The 20,149-nt window shown below is 73.3% G+C and carries 22 protein-coding genes; 13 read left to right on the plus strand and 9 right to left on the minus strand.

Annotation, left to right across the window (positions count from 1 at the left end):
* The first annotated feature begins 13 nt into the window (after positions 1-13).
* The 3 genes from Aau02nite_RS04845 to Aau02nite_RS04855 all read left to right on the plus strand — a co-directional run bounded on the left by Aau02nite_RS04845 (position 14) and on the right by Aau02nite_RS04855 (position 3,613).
* On the plus strand, positions 14-652 hold the full coding sequence (locus Aau02nite_RS04845) for an SRPBCC family protein (protein ID WP_212987098.1): 639 nt from the start codon (positions 14-16) through the stop codon (positions 650-652).
* A gap of 137 nt (positions 653-789) precedes the next feature.
* Positions 790-3,219 (plus strand): phosphoketolase family protein, encoded by a 2,430-nt coding sequence (locus Aau02nite_RS04850; protein WP_438841099.1) that lies wholly within the window; start codon positions 790-792, stop codon positions 3,217-3,219.
* A 109-nt stretch (positions 3,220-3,328) separates the two neighbouring features.
* The gene (locus Aau02nite_RS04855; RefSeq protein ID WP_212987099.1) at positions 3,329-3,613 is read left to right on the plus strand and encodes a hypothetical protein; all 285 of its coding nucleotides are present in this window, start codon (positions 3,329-3,331) and stop codon (positions 3,611-3,613) included.
* Between the two features lie 13 nt (positions 3,614-3,626).
* Here the strand turns inward: Aau02nite_RS04855 and Aau02nite_RS04860 are convergent, their stop codons facing one another.
* Complete coding sequence (locus Aau02nite_RS04860; RefSeq protein WP_212987100.1) at positions 3,627-3,929, minus strand: hypothetical protein; 303 nt, start codon at positions 3,927-3,929, stop codon at positions 3,627-3,629.
* 191 nt (positions 3,930-4,120) lie between these two features.
* On the opposite strand from Aau02nite_RS04860, the gene Aau02nite_RS04865 reads away from it, so the two are divergent.
* The gene (locus Aau02nite_RS04865) at positions 4,121-4,906 is read left to right on the plus strand and encodes a hypothetical protein (protein ID WP_212987101.1); all 786 of its coding nucleotides are present in this window, start codon (positions 4,121-4,123) and stop codon (positions 4,904-4,906) included.
* A gap of 25 nt (positions 4,907-4,931) precedes the next feature.
* Here the strand turns inward: Aau02nite_RS04865 and Aau02nite_RS04870 are convergent, their stop codons facing one another.
* Entirely contained in the window at positions 4,932-5,294 is a 363-nt protein-coding gene (locus tag Aau02nite_RS04870; RefSeq protein ID WP_212987102.1) for a DUF2203 domain-containing protein, read from the minus strand.
* Positions 5,295-5,363: 69 nt separating this feature from the next.
* Here Aau02nite_RS04870 and Aau02nite_RS04875 point away from each other — a divergent pair, with 69 nt between their 5' ends.
* The gene (locus Aau02nite_RS04875; RefSeq protein WP_212987103.1) at positions 5,364-5,906 is read left to right on the plus strand and encodes an AAA family ATPase; all 543 of its coding nucleotides are present in this window, start codon (positions 5,364-5,366) and stop codon (positions 5,904-5,906) included.
* Positions 5,907-5,922: 16 nt separating this feature from the next.
* On the opposite strand, the gene Aau02nite_RS04880 is transcribed toward Aau02nite_RS04875, so the two are convergent.
* Entirely contained in the window at positions 5,923-6,768 is an 846-nt protein-coding gene (locus Aau02nite_RS04880; RefSeq protein ID WP_212987104.1) for a patatin-like phospholipase family protein, read from the minus strand.
* 127 nt (positions 6,769-6,895) lie between these two features.
* Here Aau02nite_RS04880 and Aau02nite_RS04885 point away from each other — a divergent pair, with 127 nt between their 5' ends.
* Complete coding sequence (locus Aau02nite_RS04885) at positions 6,896-7,552, plus strand: response regulator transcription factor (protein WP_212987105.1); 657 nt, start codon at positions 6,896-6,898, stop codon at positions 7,550-7,552.
* 36 nt (positions 7,553-7,588) lie between these two features.
* Here Aau02nite_RS04885 and Aau02nite_RS04890 read toward each other — a convergent pair whose 3' ends face one another.
* From Aau02nite_RS04890 to Aau02nite_RS04900, 3 genes are read right to left on the minus strand one after another with little or no spacing between them, the layout of a single operon-like run.
* Positions 7,589-8,500, minus strand: coding sequence for an endonuclease/exonuclease/phosphatase family protein (locus Aau02nite_RS04890; RefSeq protein WP_212987106.1), 912 nt, complete (start codon positions 8,498-8,500; stop codon positions 7,589-7,591).
* A gap of 50 nt (positions 8,501-8,550) precedes the next feature.
* Positions 8,551-9,702: a molybdopterin molybdotransferase MoeA gene (locus Aau02nite_RS04895; protein WP_212987107.1), complete on the minus strand. Its 1,152-nt coding sequence runs from the start codon at positions 9,700-9,702 to the stop codon at positions 8,551-8,553.
* An 11-nt stretch (positions 9,703-9,713) separates the two neighbouring features.
* Entirely contained in the window at positions 9,714-10,631 is a 918-nt protein-coding gene (locus Aau02nite_RS04900) for a MerR family transcriptional regulator (RefSeq protein WP_212987108.1), read from the minus strand.
* Positions 10,632-10,722: 91 nt separating this feature from the next.
* Between Aau02nite_RS04900 and eno the strand changes: the two genes are divergently transcribed.
* Positions 10,723-11,988: a phosphopyruvate hydratase gene (gene eno, locus Aau02nite_RS04905; protein WP_212987109.1), complete on the plus strand. Its 1,266-nt coding sequence runs from the start codon at positions 10,723-10,725 to the stop codon at positions 11,986-11,988.
* Between the two features lie 170 nt (positions 11,989-12,158).
* Positions 12,159-13,067 (plus strand): S66 peptidase family protein, encoded by a 909-nt coding sequence (locus Aau02nite_RS04910; protein WP_246594907.1) that lies wholly within the window; start codon positions 12,159-12,161, stop codon positions 13,065-13,067.
* A gap of 15 nt (positions 13,068-13,082) precedes the next feature.
* Here Aau02nite_RS04910 and Aau02nite_RS04915 read toward each other — a convergent pair whose 3' ends face one another.
* Positions 13,083-13,508, minus strand: a complete 426-nt coding sequence (locus Aau02nite_RS04915; protein ID WP_212987111.1) for a MarR family winged helix-turn-helix transcriptional regulator — start codon at positions 13,506-13,508, stop codon at positions 13,083-13,085.
* 67 nt (positions 13,509-13,575) lie between these two features.
* Between Aau02nite_RS04915 and Aau02nite_RS04920 the strand changes: the two genes are divergently transcribed.
* Together Aau02nite_RS04920 and Aau02nite_RS04925 are read left to right on the plus strand one after the other, a co-directional pair.
* Complete coding sequence (locus Aau02nite_RS04920; protein WP_212987112.1) at positions 13,576-14,358, plus strand: alpha/beta fold hydrolase; 783 nt, start codon at positions 13,576-13,578, stop codon at positions 14,356-14,358.
* Positions 14,359-14,400: 42 nt separating this feature from the next.
* Positions 14,401-14,823: a nitroreductase/quinone reductase family protein gene (locus tag Aau02nite_RS04925; protein WP_212987113.1), complete on the plus strand. Its 423-nt coding sequence runs from the start codon at positions 14,401-14,403 to the stop codon at positions 14,821-14,823.
* Between the two features lie 17 nt (positions 14,824-14,840).
* Here the strand turns inward: Aau02nite_RS04925 and Aau02nite_RS04930 are convergent, their stop codons facing one another.
* On the minus strand, positions 14,841-15,647 hold the full coding sequence (locus Aau02nite_RS04930) for an SAM-dependent methyltransferase (RefSeq protein WP_212987114.1): 807 nt from the start codon (positions 15,645-15,647) through the stop codon (positions 14,841-14,843).
* A gap of 269 nt (positions 15,648-15,916) precedes the next feature.
* Between Aau02nite_RS04930 and Aau02nite_RS04935 the strand changes: the two genes are divergently transcribed.
* Entirely contained in the window at positions 15,917-16,495 is a 579-nt protein-coding gene (locus Aau02nite_RS04935) for an RNA polymerase sigma factor (RefSeq protein WP_212987115.1), read from the plus strand.
* On the opposite strand, the gene Aau02nite_RS04940 is transcribed toward Aau02nite_RS04935, so the two are convergent.
* Positions 16,492-19,218, minus strand: coding sequence for an AAA family ATPase (locus Aau02nite_RS04940; protein WP_212987116.1), 2,727 nt, complete (start codon positions 19,216-19,218; stop codon positions 16,492-16,494). The two genes, Aau02nite_RS04935 and Aau02nite_RS04940, sit on opposite strands and share 4 nt — an antisense overlap.
* Positions 19,219-19,311: 93 nt before the next feature.
* Between Aau02nite_RS04940 and Aau02nite_RS04945 the strand changes: the two genes are divergently transcribed.
* Positions 19,312-19,917 carry a hypothetical protein gene (locus Aau02nite_RS04945; protein ID WP_212987117.1) on the plus strand — a complete coding sequence of 202 codons (606 nt, stop codon included), beginning with the start codon at positions 19,312-19,314 and terminating at the stop codon, positions 19,915-19,917.
* Positions 19,914-20,149: hypothetical protein (locus Aau02nite_RS04950; protein WP_212987118.1), on the plus strand; the 236-nt coding region annotated here is incomplete at its 3' end. The genes Aau02nite_RS04945 and Aau02nite_RS04950, both read left to right, overlap by 4 nt.

The following is a 20,149-nucleotide window of genomic DNA, read 5'->3' on the forward strand; positions in this document are numbered from 1 at the left end:
AAGGAGGAGGGCCATGAACCTCATCATCAAAGGCTTGACCGGTGCGGCACTGCTCGCGGCGGTCGCGTACGGGCCTGCGGCCCGGCGGTGGTATCTGACGTTCGGTGCCACGCCCGAGGAGGTCGACGCGGCGATGCCCGGTGACGAGCTGCTGGCCGGCGCGGAGCTCGTCTCGACCCGCGCCGTCACGATCGACGCGCCGCCCGCAGCGGTCTGGCCGTGGCTGGTGCAGATGGGCAGCAACCGCGGCGGCGCCTACACCTACGACTGGATCGAGAACCTGTTCGGGCTCGAGATGCACAGCGCCGAGCGCATCCTGCCGCAATTCCAGCAGCTCGCCGTGGGTGATGTACTGCCACTCGGTGCGGACGGACCGGGCATGCGCGTAGAGATCTGCGACCGGCCCCGCACGCTGGCCTTCCGCTCGGCCGACGGGACCTGGGTCTGGATCTTCGGCCTGTACCCCCACCGGGGCGGGACCCGCCTGGTGAGCCGTAACCGGATCGCCGTGCCGAAGGCATCGCCCGGTCGCCGGCTGGTGAGCCGGATGGTGCTCGAGCCCGGCAGCCTGATCATGGAACGCAAGATGCTGAACGGCATCCGGGACCGCGCCGAGTCATACCTGCCGGAGCCGGAACTGGTTCCTGCCTGACCGGCGGGGGCCGAAGGTCCCGCCCGCGGGGGCCGCCCGGCCCGGCCACCACGTCCGTCGTCCTCTGAGCGCGGTGATCTCCGCGCCCCTAGATTGGGAAGCGACCAGTAAGGCCTAAGTCACCGGAAGGAAACACCGTGACCGCCGTATCGGAACATCAGGCCGGCACCCGCGACGACGAGCTGGTGCGTGCGCTCGCCGCTCCGGACGACACGGAGATCGCCCAGTTGGACGCCTGGTGGCGGGCCAACAACTATCTGACCATCGGCCAGATCTACCTGGGTGGCAATCCGCTGCTGCGTGAGCCGCTGAGCGCCGAGCACATCAAGCCGCGCCTGCTCGGGCACTGGGGGACCAGTCCCGGGCTGTCGCTGATCTACGCGCACGTGTCGCGGCTGATCCGGCGTACCGGTCAGCAGGCGATCTATCTAGCCGGGCCCGGCCACGGCGGCCCGGCGCTGGTCGCCGCCGGCTACCTGGAGGGCACCTACAGCGAGGTCTACCCGGACGTCTCCCAGGACGAGGCCGGCATGCTGCGGCTGTTCCGGCAGTTCTCCAGCCCCGGCGGCATCCCGAGCCACGTGTCGGTGACGACGCCGGGCTCGATCCACGAGGGCGGTGAGCTGGGCTACGTGCTGGTGCACGCGTTCGGCGCCGTCATGGACAACCCCGACCTGCTGGCCGTGGCCGTGGTCGGCGACGGCGAGGCCGAGACCGGCCCGCTGGAGGGTTCCTGGAAGGGCGTCTCCTTCATCAACCCGGCGCGCGACGGCGCCGTCCTGCCGATCCTGCACCTCAACGGGGCCAAGATCGCCGGCCCGACCGTGCTGGCCCGCAAGGACCCGGCCGAGGTCCGCGCGCTGCTGCAGGGCCACGGCTACGAGATCATCGAGGTCACCGGCGCGGACCTGCCCGGCATGCACCACCGCTTCGCCGCCGCGCTGGCCGAGGCCTGGGGCAAGATCCGCGCCATCCAGCAGGCGGCCCGCGAGGGCGAGTGGGACGGCACCCGGCCGCGCTGGCCACTGATCATCCTGCGCTCGCCGAAGGGCTGGACCGGCCCGGAGGAGGTCGACGGCATCAAGGTGACCGGCTCCTGGCGCTCGCACCAGGTCCCGCTGTCCGGTGTCCGCGACAACCCCGAGCACCTCGCCATCCTCGACACGTGGCTGCGCTCGTACCGCCCGGAGGAGCTGTTCGACCCCACGGGCGCCCCGACCGAGCTCGTCCGCGCCCTGGCCCCCGAGGGCGACCTGCGGATGAGTGCGAGCCCGCACGCCAACGGCGGCCGGCTCACCGAGGATCTCGACCTGCCCGACTTCCGGGACTACGCCATCGAGGTGCCCCGCCCGGCGGCCCAGCACGCCGAGTCGACCCGCAAGCTCGGCGAGATGATGCGCGACATCTACGCGCGCAACCCGTACAGCTTCCGGCTGTTCTGCCCGGACGAGACCAACAGCAACCGCCTCGGGGCCATCTTCGAGGTCTCCGACCGCGGGTTCATGGAGCACGTCACGGACGAGGATGTGAAGATCAGCCGCGATGGCCGGGTGATGGAGGTGCTCTCCGAGCACAACTGCCACGGCTGGCTGGAGGGGTACACGCTCACCGGCCGGCACGGCATGTTCGCCACCTACGAGGCGTTCGCGATGGTCAGCGCCTCGCAGACGGTCCAGCACGGCAAGTGGCTGCAGGAGGCCAAGCACCTGCCGTGGCGGGCCAAGGTGCCGAGCCTGAACGTGCTGCTGACCTCGACGGCGTGGCGCAACGACCACAACGGCTTCTCGCACCAGGGCCCCGGCCTGATCCAGGTGGTGCTGACCCAGCGTGGCGACGTGGCCCGGGTCTACCTGCCGCCGGATGCCAACACGCTGCTGTCGGTGGCCGACCACTGCTTCCGGTCGCGCTCGTACATCAACCTGATCGTCATCGACAAGCAGCCCCAGCTGCAGTTCCTCACCATGGACGAGGCGATCGAGCACTGCACGCGCGGCGCGGGCATCTGGGAGTGGGCCGGCACCGACGACGGCACCAGCGACCCGGACATCGTGCTGGCCTGCGCCGGCGACGTGGTGACCATGGAGACCGTGGCGGCGGCCCAGATCCTGAAGGAGAAGCTGCTCGGACTGAAGGTCCGGGTGGTCAACGTGGTCGACCTGATGACCCTGGTACGCCCGAAGGACCACCCGCACGGCATGAGCGAGACGATGTTCACCGAGCTGTTCACCGACACGGTCGACGTCGTCTTCTCCTTCCACGGCTACCCGGGCGCCATCCACCAGCTGGTGCACGGGCGCCCCGACGCCGACCGGTTCCGGGTCCGCGGCTTCATCGAGCAGGGCACCACGACCACCCCGTTCGACATGACGGTGCGCAACAAGGCGTCGCGCTACCACCTGGTGATGGACGCGATCAACAACGCCAAGCGGCTGCCGCGCGGGGCCACCGAGCTCAAGACCTGGTGCGAGCAGCAGCTGGCCAAGCACGAGACGTACGTGGTCGAGCACCTGGAGGACATGCCGGAGGTCCGCGACTGGACCCTGGGCGACTGGGCAGAGCAGGGCTGAGCCGGGCGACGACGGCGGCACCGGCGCACCCCGGTGCCGCCATCCTCTGCGGAATGGGACGTTCGGCTCTGGCCTGTACGGCCGTCCGGATCCAAGATGGTGCCGGGAGGTGATGGCGACCATGATCTTCATGGTGCTGCTGACGATCACGCTGGCGGCCATCGTCGTGGCGACCGCCTGGTCGGCCGTCAAGGACGCGGACAAGGACACCGCGGACGGGACGGCCGAGGCCGAGGCGGTGCCCGTGCCGGCCGTGCCCGAGACGCTGGAAGGGGTCCTCGCCCGGCAGCTGCTGGAGGGCGAGATCACCGGGCCGCAGTACCGGCGGGCGGTGCAGCGGCTGGCGGAACGCGATGCGGACCGCCACCCGCTGTCCGTGCCCCGGGAGGACTGAGGACGACCGGCGGTCAGTCCTCGCCGTGATAGCCGCGCAGCGCGCGGCGGGTTTCGTGGCGGCTGCGGCGGCGTTCCGCGCGGCGGAAGTAGTAACCCGTGCACTCGCGGCAGCCGTTGTGCATGGTGTCGGCGAAGCGGGCGGTCACCACCCAGTAGCAGCCCCGCGCGGGACGGTGGATCGGTGCCGCCGTGGCGTCGATGCGGTCCGGCAGGGTGCACGGTCCGAAACGATGATCATGGTGCGGCCGGGAGGTCACCATCGGCCGCTCGGCCAGCTTCACCCACCACGGCCTGGTCTTGTCGGTCCTGCTCATACGGTCGCCTTTCGGCTCCGTGACGCCCCGGGATGGGGCCGTCATGAGCACCGGTGCACCGTGATCACCTCCCGCGTGGCATGCGACATCACCCCACGATACGACGAACGGACCACCCCGATCGGGTACGGCCGGGCCTGTCGCACCGTGGCGCCTTGTCCGTGACCTGCGGGTCCGCTGCACTCGGCACCATGAACCCACTACGAACAGCGGCGGCCGTGGCCGTGCTGGTCCTCACCCTGGCCGGCCCCGCGGCGGCGGCACCACCGGCGGGCACCCTGGAACTGCGCTACGCCGGCGACCTGGTGAACGGCCAGGTCGCCGACAGCAGCGGCAAGGGCCTGCACGGCGCCATCCTCACCGGGGGCGGCGGCACCGTGACCTCGATGGCCGGGCCCGACGGCGACCCGTTCCTGCGCTTCCCCGGCGGCAGCTGCCCGGTCGCGCCCTGTCCACAGGCGATCATCCAGCCGGCCGGCAGCATCACGCTGGTCCCGGACGACGGCGGCGAGGGTCGCTTCGTGTTCGGCGCCGACATCCGGCTCACCGGGCCGCCGTCCCCGGCCGCCGGCATGAACGTGTTCCAGTTCGGGGCCGCGGGGCCGGGCGTCAGCCAGTGGAAGATGCAGGTCGACTCCGGCCGCCCCTCATGCCGCTGGTCGGACGGCACGAACTTCGTCCTGCTGCCGGCCGGGCCCGAGAACTTCCAGCTGACGCAGGGCCGGTGGTACCGGGTGACCTGCGTACGGTTGTCCCCGGTGCTGTTCCAGATCCGGGTGACCGACCGCGACACCGGCCGTCAGCTGCTGCCGCCTGAGCAGCAGACCGGCCCGCTCGACGACATCCTGCCCAGCGGCGCCGTGGTCATCGGCGGCAAACGCATCCGGGCCGGCCAGGGTGACGTCGACACCGACCAGTTCCACGGCGACCTCGACACCCTGGAGTTCGGCCGCCGGCAGCTGCCCTCCGACTCCTGATCGTCCCGGCGCGGGCTGCCCCGCCTCAGGGCAGCCGGCGCCGGCCCGCGAAACCCAGGTCGAGGCGGTGGTACCAGCCCAGCTCGGTCTCACCCTCGAGCCAGCACAGCAGCACCGGCACGCCGTCGAGCTCGCCGGGGAAGTCGACCAGCAGCGGCGCGATGCCCTTGAGCTCGGCGCCGGTCTGCTGCACCTCGGTCATCAGCTCGTTCAGCCGGGCCTCCGCGGCCTTCTGCTCGGGCAGCCCGCCCAGCGGCGTCGGCGTGCCGCCGACGGCGAGCGCGGCGGACAGCTCGACCATGTCGGCCCGGACGACGACCAGCTCGTCGAGCACCGGCCGCAGCTGGGCCAGCTCTGTGCGGGCCTGCGCCGGCGTGAACAACCCCATGGCCGCAAGTCTGTCACCCTGGGGTGGCCCGGCCGCAGGGAGGCCGGGAGACCGGAAGAGGAGGTTCGATTGCCCGCGTCGTCCGCTGCGGCCATCGTCATCACCGGCGCCATGGCCGCCGGCAAGTCGACGGTCGCGCAAGGGCTCGCCGAGCACTACCCGCGCGCGGCCCACGTGCGCGGCGACGTTTTCCGCCGGATGGTCGTGTCGGGCCGGCAGGAGCTGTCACCCGAGGTGTCGGCCGAGGCCACCGCGCAGTTGTGGCTGCGCTACCGGCTCGCGACCACGGTCGCCGACGGCTATGCACGGGCCGGCTTCACGGCCGTGATCCAGGACGTCATCCTCGGGCCCGACCTCGCCCGCTATGTGGACCTGCTGGCCACCAGGCCCCGCTTCGTCGTGGTCCTCGCACCCGGCCCGGACGTGCTGGCCCACCGCGAGCGGACCCGGACCAAGAAGGGGTACGGCGACTGGACCGTCACGGCCCTGGACCACGTATTGCGCACCGACACCCCGCGCCTCGGACTGTGGCTCGACACGTCGCACCAGACGGCCGCGCACACCGTCCAGGAGATCGTCGAACGGTTGCCGGAGGCCCGGCTGCCGGACTGACTCCAGGCCCGCGACCTCAGGGACGTTGCCGGTCGCGCCAGGCTGCGCGGGCCTCGGCCACCTGGACCAGCGCCTGCACCAGCGGCAGGGACTCCTCGGCGGCGGCCGCGCCGGCCTGTTCGAACTCGCTCATCCGCGACAGCTCCCAGAACGCGTACGCGTCGACGTCCGGGGTCAGCACCAGGTCCGCGTCGCGGGCCAGCTGTCCCTCCACACCGGGGTGCAGGGTGCTGACTGCCACCATGATCTGCACCATCGTCTTCGGCGGGCGGCGCGGCAGCGGGCCGGACACGTCCACCGCCACCACGATGTCGGCGCCCATGCTGCGGGCCAGGGCGGCCGGGACCATGTCGACCAGGCTGCCGTCGACCAGCAGCATGCCGTCGCGTTCCACCGGCGGGAACACGCCCGGGATGGCCGAGCTGGCCAGGACCGCGCTGGACACCGGTCCCTCGTCCAGCACCACCCGCCGGGCGGTGGTGAGTTCGCAGGCGACCGTGGCGAACGGCAGGGCCAGATCCGTGAAGGTGCGCCCGTCGAGCGTCTTGTCCAGGAAGGTGCCCAGCCGCGAGGTCTCGAACAGCGACCGGCCGGTGATGCTCGGGCGCACCAGCCGCGTCCAGTGCAGGGTGCGGGCCAGCGCGGAGATGTCCGGGGTGCTCATCCCGGCCGCGTACAGGGCGCCGACCAGGGCGCCGGCGCTGCAGCCGGTGATCACCGCCGGGGCCAGGCCGGCCTTCTCGAGGATGCTCAGCACGCCGATGTGGGCCGCGCCGCGGACGGCTCCACCGCCGAGGGCCAGCCCGATGCGGACCGGTCCGTCCCCGGCCGGCGGATCCGGGCGGGGATCTGTCAGCTCCATGTCCCCAGGGTGCAGGCCGCCGTGCCGGGTCACAAGCAGCTGCGTCACACCCGCTCCGGCGGCGTTCCGGTCCCGGTCCACCCGGTCCGGGTTCATCCGCGCGGGCTCCGCAGCCGTATCACCGCCCATGAGAGTGCTGCTGGTGGAAGAGGACGTGTCAGTCGCGACACCGCTGATCGACGGGCTGGCCCGGTACGGCATCATCGCGGACCACGTCACCACCGGCGCTGCCGCGCTCGCCGCCGCGCCGCCCGACCTGGTGCTCTTCGACCTGGGCCGGCGCGAAACCGAACGGGTCGAGGTCTGCCGCAAGCTGCGCGCCGGTGGGACCATGCCGATGATCCTGCTGACCGGGCGGCGCGGGCCCGACCGGACGCTGGGCCGGGACCTGGGTGTCGAGGACTGCCTGGCGTCGCCGTACCCGGTGCCCGAGCTGGTCGCCCGGATGCGCGCGGCCGTGGGCCGGGTCCGGCCGGTGCCGGTCGAGGATCCGGTCCGCACGTACGGGCCGCTGGCCATCGACACCCGCAGCCGCCAGATCCGCCTGCACGGCGTGCCGATCCCGCTCGCCCCCAAGGAGTACGACCTGCTCGTACTGCTCGCCGCCGACCCGGGCGCGGTCGTCGCCCGCCGGCACATCCTCGACACCGTCTGGGAGCCGGACTTCCTCGGTCCCGGCAAGACGCTGGACTTCCACGTGGCCAGCCTGCGCAGCAAGCTCGGCAACGCCGGCTGGATCGAGAACCGCCGCGGCGTCGGCTTCCGCCTTGTCGTCCCGGCCTGATCCCGGGGCTTGATCCCGGCCCGGCCGAGGCGGGGGTCAGGCCGTGTCGAGCTCGGCCAGCACGGCCCGGTGGTCGCTGCCCGGCGCCCGCAGCACCCAGGACCGCTGGGTGGACATGCCGCGCTGCAGGATGTGGTCCGGGCGCAGCACCGGCAGCTCGGCCGGCCAGGTGAAGCCGAAGCCGGCACCGGCCTCCTGCTGGGTGTCGCGCAGCGGGGCGAACGCGTCGAACTGCCGGTCGGTGGTGGCGGTGTTCAGGTCACCGGCCACCAGCACCCGCGGGCTCTCGTCGGCGGCCACCTCGGCGGCCAGCGCGGCGATCGTCTGGTCGCGTTCGGTGGTGGCGGCCGGGCGCGCCGAGGCGAGGTGCGCGGCGTAGATGCGGACCGGGCCGTCGGCGCTGGGCACGGTGGTGCGCAACGCGCGGGTCCAGCCGATGCCGATGTCCACCGGGCCGGTCTCGGTCAGCGGCAGCGTGCTCCACAGCCCGACGGTGCCCGTCACCGCGTGGTACGCGTACCCGGCCGCGAGCTCCTGCTGGGCCGCGGCGAGGTTGGCGGTGGTCAGCTCCTGCAGCACCAGCACGTCGGGCGCGGCGGCCAGCACCGCGCGCACCGCCTCCCGCGGGCTCGCATTCTCCGCGCCCAGGTTGAGCGTCGCCACCCGCAGGTCGTGGTGGTCGGCCGCCGAGCGTGGCACCAGCACCGGCCCGAACATCGCCGCCCAGAACACACCCGGCAGCAGGCAGACCAGGAACGTCCGCGTCGAGCGGCGCAGCGCCGCCACCGCGAGCAGGGCGGGCACCAGCAGGCCGAGCCACGGCAGCCCGCTGTCCAGGGCGGTGCCCAGCGCGCCGGGCACCAGCCGGTGCAGGGCCAGCGCCGCGGCCAGAACGACGGCGGCGACGGCTGTCAGGGCGCTGCCCACCCGCCAATGCCGTCGATCCATCCGTCCAGCCTAATGAGTGACTGCCACCGCGGTGCCGGGATGCGACCGGGTCAGCCCAGCGGTATCAGATCGGCGGGGGAGCCGTCCGTCCAGCCGTCCTCGAGCACGGCCAGCGCGTCCGCCGCGGCGGCACCGGCCAGGCTCGCGGGCCGGCTCCCCGGCACGACCACGGCGTGGTCCCCGGCCAGCCGGACCGGCACCAGCCGGGTCACCGCCGCGGTGACGACCACGTCGCCCCGCACCGGCAGGCGCGGGGCGAGCGGCACCGGCCGGCCCGTCAGCGCGTACAGCAGGGGTTGCAGCACCGTGACCGCCGCGACCAGGCCCGCGAACGGATTGCCCGGCAGCCCGGTGACCCACCGCCCGCCCGGCAGGGCGGCCAGCAGCTGCGGTCCGCCGGGCCGGCAGGCCACCCGGTCGACGAGCCGCTGCGCGCCCAGCTTCTCCAGCACCCGGTGCAGATGGTCGGCCGCGCCGGCCGAGGACGAGCCGGTCACCACGACCACGTCGGCGTCCGGGGCGGCCAGGCGCTCGGCCAGCACGCCCGGATCGTCGCGCAGCACCAGCCGTTCGGCCAGCACCGCGCCCGCGGCCACGACCAGGGCCGACACCATCGGCGCGAAGACGTCGCGGACCTGCCCGGCCGCCGGGATCCCGGCGCTGACCACCTCGTCCCCGGTGACCAGCAGCCGGACCCTCGGCCGCCGGTGCACCGCCACGCCGTCCGCGCCGGCCTGGGCCAGCAGCCCGGCGACCGCCGGGGTGACGAGCCGGCCGGCACCGACCAGCTCGCTGCCGGCCCGCGCGTCCTCGCCGGCCCGCCGGATGTGCGGCTTCCCGGCGGCCGTGGTGCCGCTGAGATCGGCGGTCTCGTACGGCAGCACCGCCACCGTCCCGGCGGGCACCACCGCACCCGTCATGATCTCCACCGCCTGCCCTGGCCGGAGCTCCCGTGTCCACACCGGCCCGCCGGCCAGGATCCGGCCGATGACCTGCCACGGACCGGCGCCGGCCACGGCATAGCCGTCCATCGCCGCGGTGTCGGAGCCGGGCAGGTCGGTCCGGGCCGGCACCGCGGCGGCCAGTACCCGGCCCACCGCCCGGTCCAGCGGGACGTCCTCGGCCGGCAGGGCGGTGGCGGCCCCGGCGGCGATCCGGCGGGCGGCCCGCCATCCGGTTGCGGCAGTATCGGTGGTCGGCATCGCTGCCAGTGTCACATCCGCGGTTCGTCGCGGCCCGCCGACCTGCGCTTGGTGAGCCAGCGCAACACCTGCCGGGCGTGCGACGCGGGCTCGGGGATCGGGTGGAAGACGTGCTCGACGACACCGTCGGAGACCACCAGGGTGAGGCGCTCGTACAGGGTCATGTCACCGGCGGTGAACGTCGGCAGGCCCAGCGCCCGCGCGCAGGTCAGCTGGGGGTCGGGGATCAGCGGATAGGGCAGCCGGAGCCGGTGCACGAGCTCGCGCTGGTAGCCGCTGGACTGCGCGGACAGTCCGTAGACCCGGGCCGCGCCGGCCGTACGCAGCTCCGCGTGGTGGTCGCGGAACCAGGCGGCCTGCTCGGTGCCGCCGCGTGCCCCCGTGATCTCCAGCAGCCCGTTCGGCAGATCGACCCCGGGACGCCCGGTCAGCGGGTACACGAACAGGACACTGCGGCCCGGCCCCAGCGCGCCGAGATTCACCGGGCGCCCGTCGGTGCCGTGGAACTCCAGCGCCGGCAACCGGTTGCCGACCAGCGCGCCCGGGTCCGCGCCCGGCACCGGGCGGCCGGTCACGACCCGGCCCGCGGCCTCGTCGAGCCGGGCGTCGAGGGCCTCCCGCTGGGCGGTCAGCCGGCCGATGCGTTCCTGCAGGCCGGTGATGGTGCTGCGGTACGTGGCCAGCGCCGCCGCGCACACATCCGGCTCCCCGGCCCCCGAGGCGATCGACTCCACGAACGGGCGGGTCTCCTCGACGCTGAGCCCGAGCGCCATGAGCTCGCGGATCTGCGCCACCAGCCGCACGGCGATCGGGTCGTACTCCCGGTAGCCGTTGCCCAGCCGCCGGGGCACGACCAGCCCGGCCGTCTCGTAGTACCGCAGCGCCCGGACCGTCGTCCCGGTCCGGCGCGCCAGCTCACCCACCCGCATCCGACCGACCCTAAACCCGCACCCCCGGGTACGGGTCAAGGTGTTCATCGTCGCCCTTCCGCAACCCGTCCCGGCTGGCCAGGCTGGCCCCATGACGATGATCGAGAACGTGACCGGACGACAGGTGCTCGACAGCCGCGGCAACCCGACGGTGGAGGTCGACGTGGTGCTCAGCGACGGCTCCCGGGGCCGGGCGGCGGTCCCGTCCGGGGCGTCCACCGGCACCCACGAGGCGGTCGAGTTACGCGACGGCGACCCGGCCCGCTTCCACGGCCGCGAGGTGCGCCGGGCCGTCGCCGCCGTCAACGGCGAGATCGCCGCGGCGGTGACCGGCCTGGACGCCGAGGACCAGGCCCGGGTGGACCGGACCATGACCGAGCTCGACGGTACGCCCGGCAAGTCCCGCCTCGGCGCCAACGCGATCCTGGGCGTCTCCCTGGCCACCGTGAAAGCCGCCGCGCAGGCACACCGCCAGCCGCTCTACCGCTACGTCGGCGGGGTCGGCGCCCGCCTGCTGCCGGTGCCGATGATGAACATCGTCAACGGCGGCGCGCACGCCGACAACCCGCTCGACTTCCAGGAGTTCATGATCGCCCCGGTGGGCGCGCCGACCTTCTTCGAGGCGGTCCGGATGGGCGCCGAGGTCTTCCACACCCTGAAGAAGTCGCTGGCCGGGGCCGGGCACAACACCAACGTCGGTGACGAGGGCGGCTTCGCACCGCACTTCGCCACCGCGGACGAGGCCCTGGAGTTCGTGCTGCGCGCCATCGAGGACACCGGCTACAAGCCCGGCACCGACATCAGCATCTGCCTCGACCCGGCCGCCTCCGAGTTCTTCTCCGCCGGCCGCTACCGCTACGCCGGTGAGGACCGCGACCGTACGGTCGCCGAGCAGGTCGACTATCTCGAGACGCTGCTGGCGCGCTACCCGATCAGCTCGCTGGAGGACCCGATGGCCGAGGACGACATCGACGGCTGGCAGCAGCTGACCCGCCGCACCGGCGACCGGGTGCAGCTCGTCGGCGACGACGTCTTCTGCACCGACGCCGAGCGGCTACGCGCCGGGATCGAGGGCGGCTACGCCAACGCGATCCTGGTCAAGCTCAACCAGATCGGCACGCTCACCGAGACACTGGCCACCGTGGACGCCGCGCACAAGGCCGGCTACCGGGTGGTCATGTCGCACCGCTCGGGCGAGACCGAGGACACCACCATCGCGGACCTGGCGGTGGCGGTCGGCTGCGGGCAGATCAAGACCGGCTCACTGTCGCGTTCGGACCGTACGGCGAAGTACAACCAGCTCATCCGGATCGAGGAGGAACTGGGCGACACCGCCCGGTACGCCGGCCGGGGGTGAACACGTGTCGCTTTTCGTCGATGTCCTTGACCGGCGGTGGACCGGGCGACACGCTGCCAAGGATGACGATCTCCCGCCGTACCCTGCTGGGAGCCGCCGCCGTCGCGGGCAGTGGCGCCCTCGTCCCCGGCGCGGCTCAGGCCGCGCCCCGCCGGGCCGTCCGGCCCCCGATGCTGCGCCCCGGCGACCGGGTCCGGGTGATCGCGCCCGGCTCGGCGCCGGACACCCGCCTGGCCCGCGGCATCGAGATCCTCCGCGGTTTCGGCCTGGAGGTGGAGCTGGGCGCGCACGTCAACGACAAGTACGGCTATCTGGCCGGCACCGACGAGGCCCGCCTGGCCGATCTGAACGCGGCGTTCCGGGACCCGGGCATCCGGGGTGTCTTCGCGGCCCGCGGCGGCTACGGCACCCAGCGCATCGTGGACGGCCTGGACCTGGCCGCGGTCCGCCGGGACCCGCGGGTCTTCGTGGGCTTCAGCGATCTGACCGCGCTGAGCGGCCGGCTGTGGCGCGGCGCGCGGCTGGTCAGCTTCTACGGCCCGATGGTCAACTGGACGGACTCGCGCACCGGCCCGGTGGAGATCGAGTCGCTGCGCAAGGCCGTCATGACCACCGAGCCGGTGGTCCTGACCCGCGACCCGGCCGAGCCGAGCGCGGCGGTGCAGGTGCCCGGCACGGCGACCGGGACGCTGCTCGGTGGCAACCTGACCATCCTGCAGACCGGGTACGGCACCCGCGACTTCCCGGACCTGACCGGCGCGATCCTGATGTTCGAGGACGTCGACGAGGCGCCGTACAGCTACGACCGGATGCTGACCCAGCTGCGCCGCGCGGGCGCCCTGGACCGGATCAAGGGCATCGCGATCGGCCAGTTCACCAACGCGCCGGTGACCGCGGGCCAGTGGACGGCGGCCCAGGCGGTCCAGGACCGGGTCGGCGACCTGGGCGTGCCGGTCCTGGGCGGCCTGCGCATCGGCCACGGCAACGGGCAGCTGACCGTGCCGCTGGGCACGAAGGCCACGATCGATGCCGCGGCCGGCACCCTGACGATCGCGCCGGGCGTCACCGACCGGGCGTGAGAGTCGCGGCGGTCGTCAGCCGGCGTCCGGCGGTTCGGCGGTGAGGGCCAGCTCCAGCAGGCCGCCGAGCTGATCGCGCTGCCCGGCGGTCAGGCCGCCCAGGGACCAGCCGAGCACCTCGGCGGCCCGGCGCCCGCCTTCGACGCGGATCGCCTCGCCCTTGGCGGTGATGCGGTGGCGGATGGCCCGCCCGGGCGCCGGGGTGCGTTCGATGAGCCCGCGCTCGACCATCCGGGTGGCCAGGGTGCCGAAGGCCTGGTCGGTCTGGAAGGTCAGCCGGGCCAGGTCGTGCAGCGACGCGCCGGGGTTCTCGTGCAGGTGGCGCAGGGTGTCCCACTGCACGAGGGAGACGCCGAGGTCGGTGAGGGCGGCGGTCATCGCCCGGTGGTGGCGGTGCTGGAGGCGTTTGACCAGCAGCCCGATCTCCTGGACGGATCTCATGACGGCAGCTTAGCAACATCCTTACCTAAGGTTGCTTATATAAGGATGTTGTCCTAGCGTGGCGGTCATGACCATCAGCACCTACACCGTCGCCCGCCCCGGGCGGGCCGAGCCGGCCGCCGTCACCGTCGCCGAGGCCGGCGCCGGCCGCCCGTTCCTGCTGCTGCACGGCGGCGCCGGTCCGTTCTCGTTCCTCGCCTTCGGCGAGCTGCTGGCCCGGGAGCGGCCGGCCCGGGTGCTGACGCCGACGCACCCCGGCTGGAACGGCACTCCGCGCCCCGGCGACCTCACCGGCATCCGCGGGCTGGCCGAGCTCTACGTCGCCCTGATCGACCAGCTCGGCCTCACCGGGGTCACCGTCGTCGGCAACTCGATCGGTGGCTGGATCGCCGCCGAGCTGGCCCTGCTGGCGAGCCCGCGGGTGAGCGGCGTGGTGATCCTCAACGGTGTCGGCATCAGCGTGCCCGGCCATCCGGTCGCCGACTTCTTCGCACTGACCCCGGCCGAGCTGGCCGACCTGTCCTATGCCGACCCGGCCCGCTTCCGGATCGACCCGGAGGCGATGCCGGACTCCCAGAGAGCCGTCATGGCCGCCAACCGGCAGGCCATCGCGCTGTTCGCCGGCACCACGATGGCCGACCCGGGGCTGGCGGACCGGCTGGCCGCCGTCACCGTGCCCACCTGTGTCCTGTGGGGCCAGAGCGACCGGATCGTCGATCCGGAGTACGGCAAGGCCTACGCGGCGGCCATCCCGGGAGCGGTGCACCGGCCGCTGGCCGGCACCGGTCACCTGCCCCAGCTGGAGACCCCTCAGCAGACCCTCGAGGCGATCTGGGACTTCGCCCGCTGAGCGGGCCGGGCGGGAGCGCTCGCCGGGCGCTAGCCTCAGCGTATGGCTTCGTTCAACGACACCATCATCGACACTTTCCGCGCCAACGACGGTGTGGTCGGCATGCACTGGGAGGGCAAGACCCTGGTGCTGCTGCACCACGTCGGGCGGCGGTCGGGCAAGGAGTACGTCACCCCCCTGGTCGCGGCGCCCGATGCCGACGCGTACGTGGTCTGCGCCAGCCTCGGCGGCGCGCCGGAGGACCCGCAGTGGGTCGCCAACCTGGAGGCCGCCACCGGTCCGGCCACCATCGAGCTGGGCGCGTCCACCCTCCAGGTCGACTACCAGGTGGTCCGGCCCGGTGATCCCCGGTGGGAGAGCCTCTACGGGATCTGGTGCGACTACTGGCCGGACGCCCGGGAGTACGAGAAGAAGACCGACCGCAAGTTCCCCGTGGTCCGGCTGCAGGTCCCGCCCTCGGCCTGAGCTGCGCCGCCCGGCGGTCAGGGCTTGCGCGCCACTCCGCAGTAGACGTTGAGCTTCGCGGGGTCGGTGCCGGGCTCGGGCCGCCACAGCGGGGTCGGCACGACACCCGGCGCCACGAGGTCGAGCCCGGTGAAGAACTGCTCGATCTGCTCCGGAGTGCGCATGTGGTAGTCGGCGCCGCCGCTTCTCGCCGTCCGTACCGCTTCGACGGTCTCGGGCGTGATCACGCTGTCGTTGATCACCAGGTAGCTGCCGGACGGGACCGCGCCGACGAACCGCCGGACGATCTCCGCCGGGCCGGGCTCGTCGTCGTCCGCGACGTTGCCCAGGATGCCGAGCATCATCAGGGCGACCGGCTGGGTGAAGTCCAGCGTCTCGGCCGCGGTCCGCAGGACCTTGTCCGGGTCGCGGACGTCGGCGTCGATGTACTCGGTGGTGCCCTCGCGGCTGCCGGTCAGCAGCGCGCGGGCGTGGACCAGCACCAGCGGGTCGTTGTCCAGGTAGACGATCTTGGACTCGGGCGCGATGCGCTGGGCCACCTCGTGGGTGTTGTCCACGGTGGGCAGGCCGGTGCCGATGTCCAGGAACTGGCGGATGCCGGCCTCGGCGGCCAGGAACCGCACCGCCCGGCCGAGGAACGCCCGGGACGCGCGGGCGACGTGCACGATGTCCGGATAGACCTGCTTGACCTGCTCGCCGACCGCGCGGTCGGCGGCGAAGTTGTCCTTGCCGCCCAGCCAGTAGTTCCAGATCCGCGCGCTGTGCGGGACCTCGCTGTTGAGCCGCGAGGCCAGGTCCGTCTCGGCTGACGAGCCACTGATCATCGCGGTGTCCTTCCGGGCGGGGCTCCGCCGACTGTCAGTCCAGGCTTGGGTAGCGACGCTGCCGTCGTCGGCGGTGACGTGGCAGTGAGCATAGTGAATCGCCACGTGCCCGCCGCCACGGTCCCTTATGCAGTCGGATCTCCGACACGCCCGCCGGTATCAACCCCAGGGTGCCCGCCGGCCAACCCCAGGGTGTCGCCCGGATCTCAGCCGGGCCGCCGATCCCTAGCGTCATCCAGGTTCCGTTCGGTACCAGGGGAGGCGCGATCATGACGATCGACCAGTACGACGGCACCCGGGAGATCATCTCCGCCGCACAGTCCGGCGCGGCCGGTGCGGCCGACAGATTCGTCCACGAGTTCGAACGGCTGGTCTGGTGGACGGTGCGCTCGTTCCGGCTGCCCGAGTCCGATGCCGAGGACGTCGTGCAGAACACCTGGCTGCGCGCGTTCGAGCACCTCGACGAGGTGCGCGACCCGGAGCGGGTCAGCTCCTGGCTGGTGACCATCGCCCGCCGGGAGTGCCTCAAGCTCATGCGCAGCGGCAAGCGTGAGGTCCCGGGCCTGGAGCAGCAGGCCGAGCAGCGCGACGAGCGTTCCCCGCACCCGGAGAAGGCCGCCGTCGACGCCCGGATGAACGACCTGCTGTGGCAGCACGTCAACTCGCTGCCGGCCCCCTCGCGTGACCTGGTCGTGGCGCTGAGCAGCAACGACGCTCCCGCGTACGCCGATTTCGCCCGGTGGCGGGGCATCCCGATCGGCAGCATCGGGCCGACCCGGATGCGTTCGCTGCGCAAGCTGCGCACCTCGCTGGAGCGCGCCGGACTCGGGGCGCACGCATGGCACTAGGCCTGGGCTTCCCCCGCGATGCCGGCGAGCTCGGCGCGGGAGCGGATGTGGGTCTTGCGGTAGATGTTGCTCAAGTGGTACTCGATGGTCTTCTGCGACAGGAACAGGGTGGCCGCCGCCTCGTGGTTGGTGGCCCCCCGGGCCACCACGAGCGCCACCTGCAGCTCCTGCGGGGTGAGCCGGGGCAGCGCATCGGGGGACCGGCCGACCGTGGAGCCGGTGGCGCGCAGCTCGGTGCGGACCCGTTCCGCCCAGGGCTGCGCGCCGAGCCGGGTGAAGGTCTCCAGCGCGTCGTGCAGGTGCCGGCGGGCGTCGGCGCGGCGGCGGGCCCGGCGCAGCCGCTCGCCGTAGCAGAGCTGGGTGCGGGCCCGCTCGAACGGCATCCGGGCGCACCCCGGGGCCTGCAGCGCGATCCCGAACGCCTCGTCCATCTCCTCCGGGGCCGTCAGCAGCGCCCGGCACCGGGCCGCGGCGGCCTCGGCCCACTGCCCGCCCGGGTGCGACTCCTGCTCGGCGAGCAGCTCACCAGCGGCGTCGGTGCGGCCGTCCCGGATGTACGCCTCCACGAGGTCGAACACCCACGGCACCACGGCCGGCTCGTGGATGTGCGCTACCACGGGCAGCTCCCGGACGGCCTCGAGCCGGGTGATCGCCTCCCCGGCGTCGCCGTGACTCAGCGCCAGCAGGCCCAGCTCATGACCGGTGTAGAGGGCCATGCACCCGACGCCGAGGCGATCGGCCACCTCCATCGTGCGGCTGACCCGGCGCCGGCAATCGTCGTCGCGGCCCTGGACCGCGTCGAGGCGGCCGGCGAAGAACAGCCCGTACAGGTCGGCCTGGCGGGTCTCGCTGGCCAGCCGCAGGCTCTCCGCCGCGCTGACCCGCGCGTCGTGCCAGCGCCCGACCCGGAAGTGCAGCTCGGACTCGATGCCCAGGGCCTGGGGCAGCACGCCCAGGGCGCCCGCGGACCGGGCGGCGGCGACCACCCGCCCGAGCAGCTCGCCGGCCTGCTCGTAGCCCTCCAGCCAGATCCAGGTCAGCGAGGCATGACACAGGTCCTGGGCGCGGACCAGGGGATCGGCCGCCAGCAGCTCCGCGTGGCAGTCGCGCAGCAGGGCGATCGCCTGCTCGCGCTGCCCGGCCAGGGTCAGCCCGCCGGCCAGCGCCACCGCGGCGACCAGCTGGGTGACCCCGCCGACCCGGCCGGCCAGCTCGTAGCCGCGGCGGACCGCCGCCTGCAACTGCTCGAGGTCACCGACCATGAAGTACGGGATGCAGGCGTCGGAGTACATCAGCGCGGCCCGGGCCGGATCGATCTCCTGCACCGCCTCGGCGCTGCGGACCAGGATCGGCAGCACACCGTCGGGACGCTCGCGCCACATCCGCACGTACGCGTCCATGTGCTGGATCAGGGCCCGGCGGCTGGGGTCGGTGGTCAGCGGGAGCGCGTCGTCGAGCAGCGTCAGCACCTGCTCGTTGCGCCCGGCGAGCTGCCAGCAACGCGCCGCCCGCAGCAGGCGCCGGGAGCGGTCCGGGCCGCGGCTGAGCCGGGCGGCCTGACCGAACGCCCGCGCCGCGGCCACGTACCCGGCGCGCCGGCTGGCCCGCAGCGCGGCCTGCTCCAGCTCCGCGGCGATCTGCTCGTCCGGGGCCAGGGTGGCCGCGGCCAGGTGCCAGGCCCGGGCGTCGGCCGCGGCGTCACCGGCAGCGCCGGCCAGGGCGGTGGCGAGCGCGGTGTGGGCGGCGACCCGGTCGTCGGTGGAGGCGCCGTGGTAGGCCACCGAGCGCAGCAGCGGATGCCGGAACTCGATGCGCTGCTCGTCCACGGTGATCAGGCCCTGCTTCTCCGCCGGCGCGAAGTGACGCAGCTGCAGGCCGCCGGCCCGGGCGGCGGCCAGCAGCGTGGCGGTGTCGCCGCCGACCGCCGCGGCGGCCAGCACCAGCGCCCGGCGGGTGTCGCCGTCGAGCTCTTCCAGCCGGCCCCGCAGCGCCCGCTCGATGCGCGAGCCCGGCGCCACGAACGGCGCGGTGACGCCCTCGTCGACGATCTCCGGCCGTTCCCGGCACAGCTCGATGACCCCGAGCGGGTTGCCGGCCGTCGCGGCGTGCAGCCGCGCCCCGGTGCCCGCCGGCGCCACCGTGAGCGTCGCTCGGCACAGCTCGTCGACCTCCTCGACCGACAGACCCTCCAGCGCCACCTGCGGGTAGCGCAGGCCGGTGGCGTCGGCCGGGTCGCGGGTGGCCAGCAGCAGGGCGATGCCGTCGGCGTGCAGCCGACGCCCGGCGAACAGCACGGCCTCCCGCGAGGACGCGTCCAGCCACTGCAGGTCGTCCACCACGATCAGCACGGGGGAGACCTCGGCCGCCGCGGCCAGGATCCCGACGGTGGCCGCACACACGGTGAAGCGGTCCCCGGCGACCGGCGGGCCCAGGGCCAGGGCGCTGCGCAGCGCGGCGGCCTGCGGGGCGGGCAGCTCGTCGAGCACCCCGAGCGCCGGGCGCAGCAGGTCGGCCAGGCCGGCGAACGGGATCTCCGACTCGTCCTCGTAGCCGCGGGCGGACAGCACCTGCATGCCCTCGGCCTGCCCGACGGCGTACTGGATGAGGGTCGTCTTGCCGATACCCGGCTCGCCGGTGAGTACCAGGGCGTCACTGCGGCCCGCCCGCGCGCCTGTCAGAAGACCGTCGATCAATGCACGTTCGGCGGTCCGTCCGAGCATCATCGGCCGAGTGTATTCCCGTCGCAACCGGGCGAGGGTACCCGTACCGTGTCAGCGGGAGCCGACGCGGTTGATCTTTCGTGAAGGATCATCACCATGATCGAGACAACGGATCCACCGGGCGAGGAGTCGCGGGACGGCTCCTATCTGTCCTCGTTGGCCGGTCGCGGCACCCCGCTGACCGTGCTCACCCCGATGCCCCGGCGCTGGGTGCCGCTGCTGAAGGGCTTCCTGTTCCTGCGGCACCTGCTGGGGGCGCCCGAGGACCTCAAACGGATGTCGTTCATCCACTTCGCGCACTGGTCGGTGATCCCCCGGTTCCCCGGCCAGCGCCGCCGCTCCCGGTACGCCTACCTGCTGTTCCGCAGCGACTTCAACGGCGCCTGGGGCAAGTACATCGATGCCTTCTCGCTGGAGATCCCGAAGCGGATGGCACTGATCTGGGGCTGGTCGTTCGGCTTCCCCGGGGCGCTGCCCCCGGAGCCGTTCCGGCGCTACATCCGGGCCAACGATCTCGAGGTCGACCACTACTACTCCGCCTACCCCGATGCCGGCGTGACGGAGATCGCATCCGCGCTGCGCGTGCGGGAGGCCTACGACCGCCATCTCGGCGGCGCCGACCCGGCCGAGTTCGCCGACGCCTGGCAGCGGTTCGTCGCCGAGGTCCAGAGTGACCTCTACAGCTGGGAGGCGCAGTCATGAGCCGGAGCAGGACGCTCACCCGGTCGGTGACCGTATTCGCGCGCATCGCCGACGGTAAGGCGGCCGAGGTGCGTGAGCGGATCCGGTCCTTCGAGCACAGCCCGTTCGCCACGGTGGCCGGTGTCCACTTCGCCCGCCTGGTCGTGCTCGAGCACGCCGTCCAGCAGCAGCGGCCGGCCGGGATGAGCCGCAAGGCCCGGCTGCTCGACCTGCTGGCCCACGGCGGGCGCCC

It is taken from the genome of Actinoplanes auranticolor (assembly GCF_018332655.1).
GTDB classification, from domain to species: Bacteria; Actinomycetota; Actinomycetes; order Mycobacteriales; family Micromonosporaceae; genus Actinoplanes; species Actinoplanes auranticolor.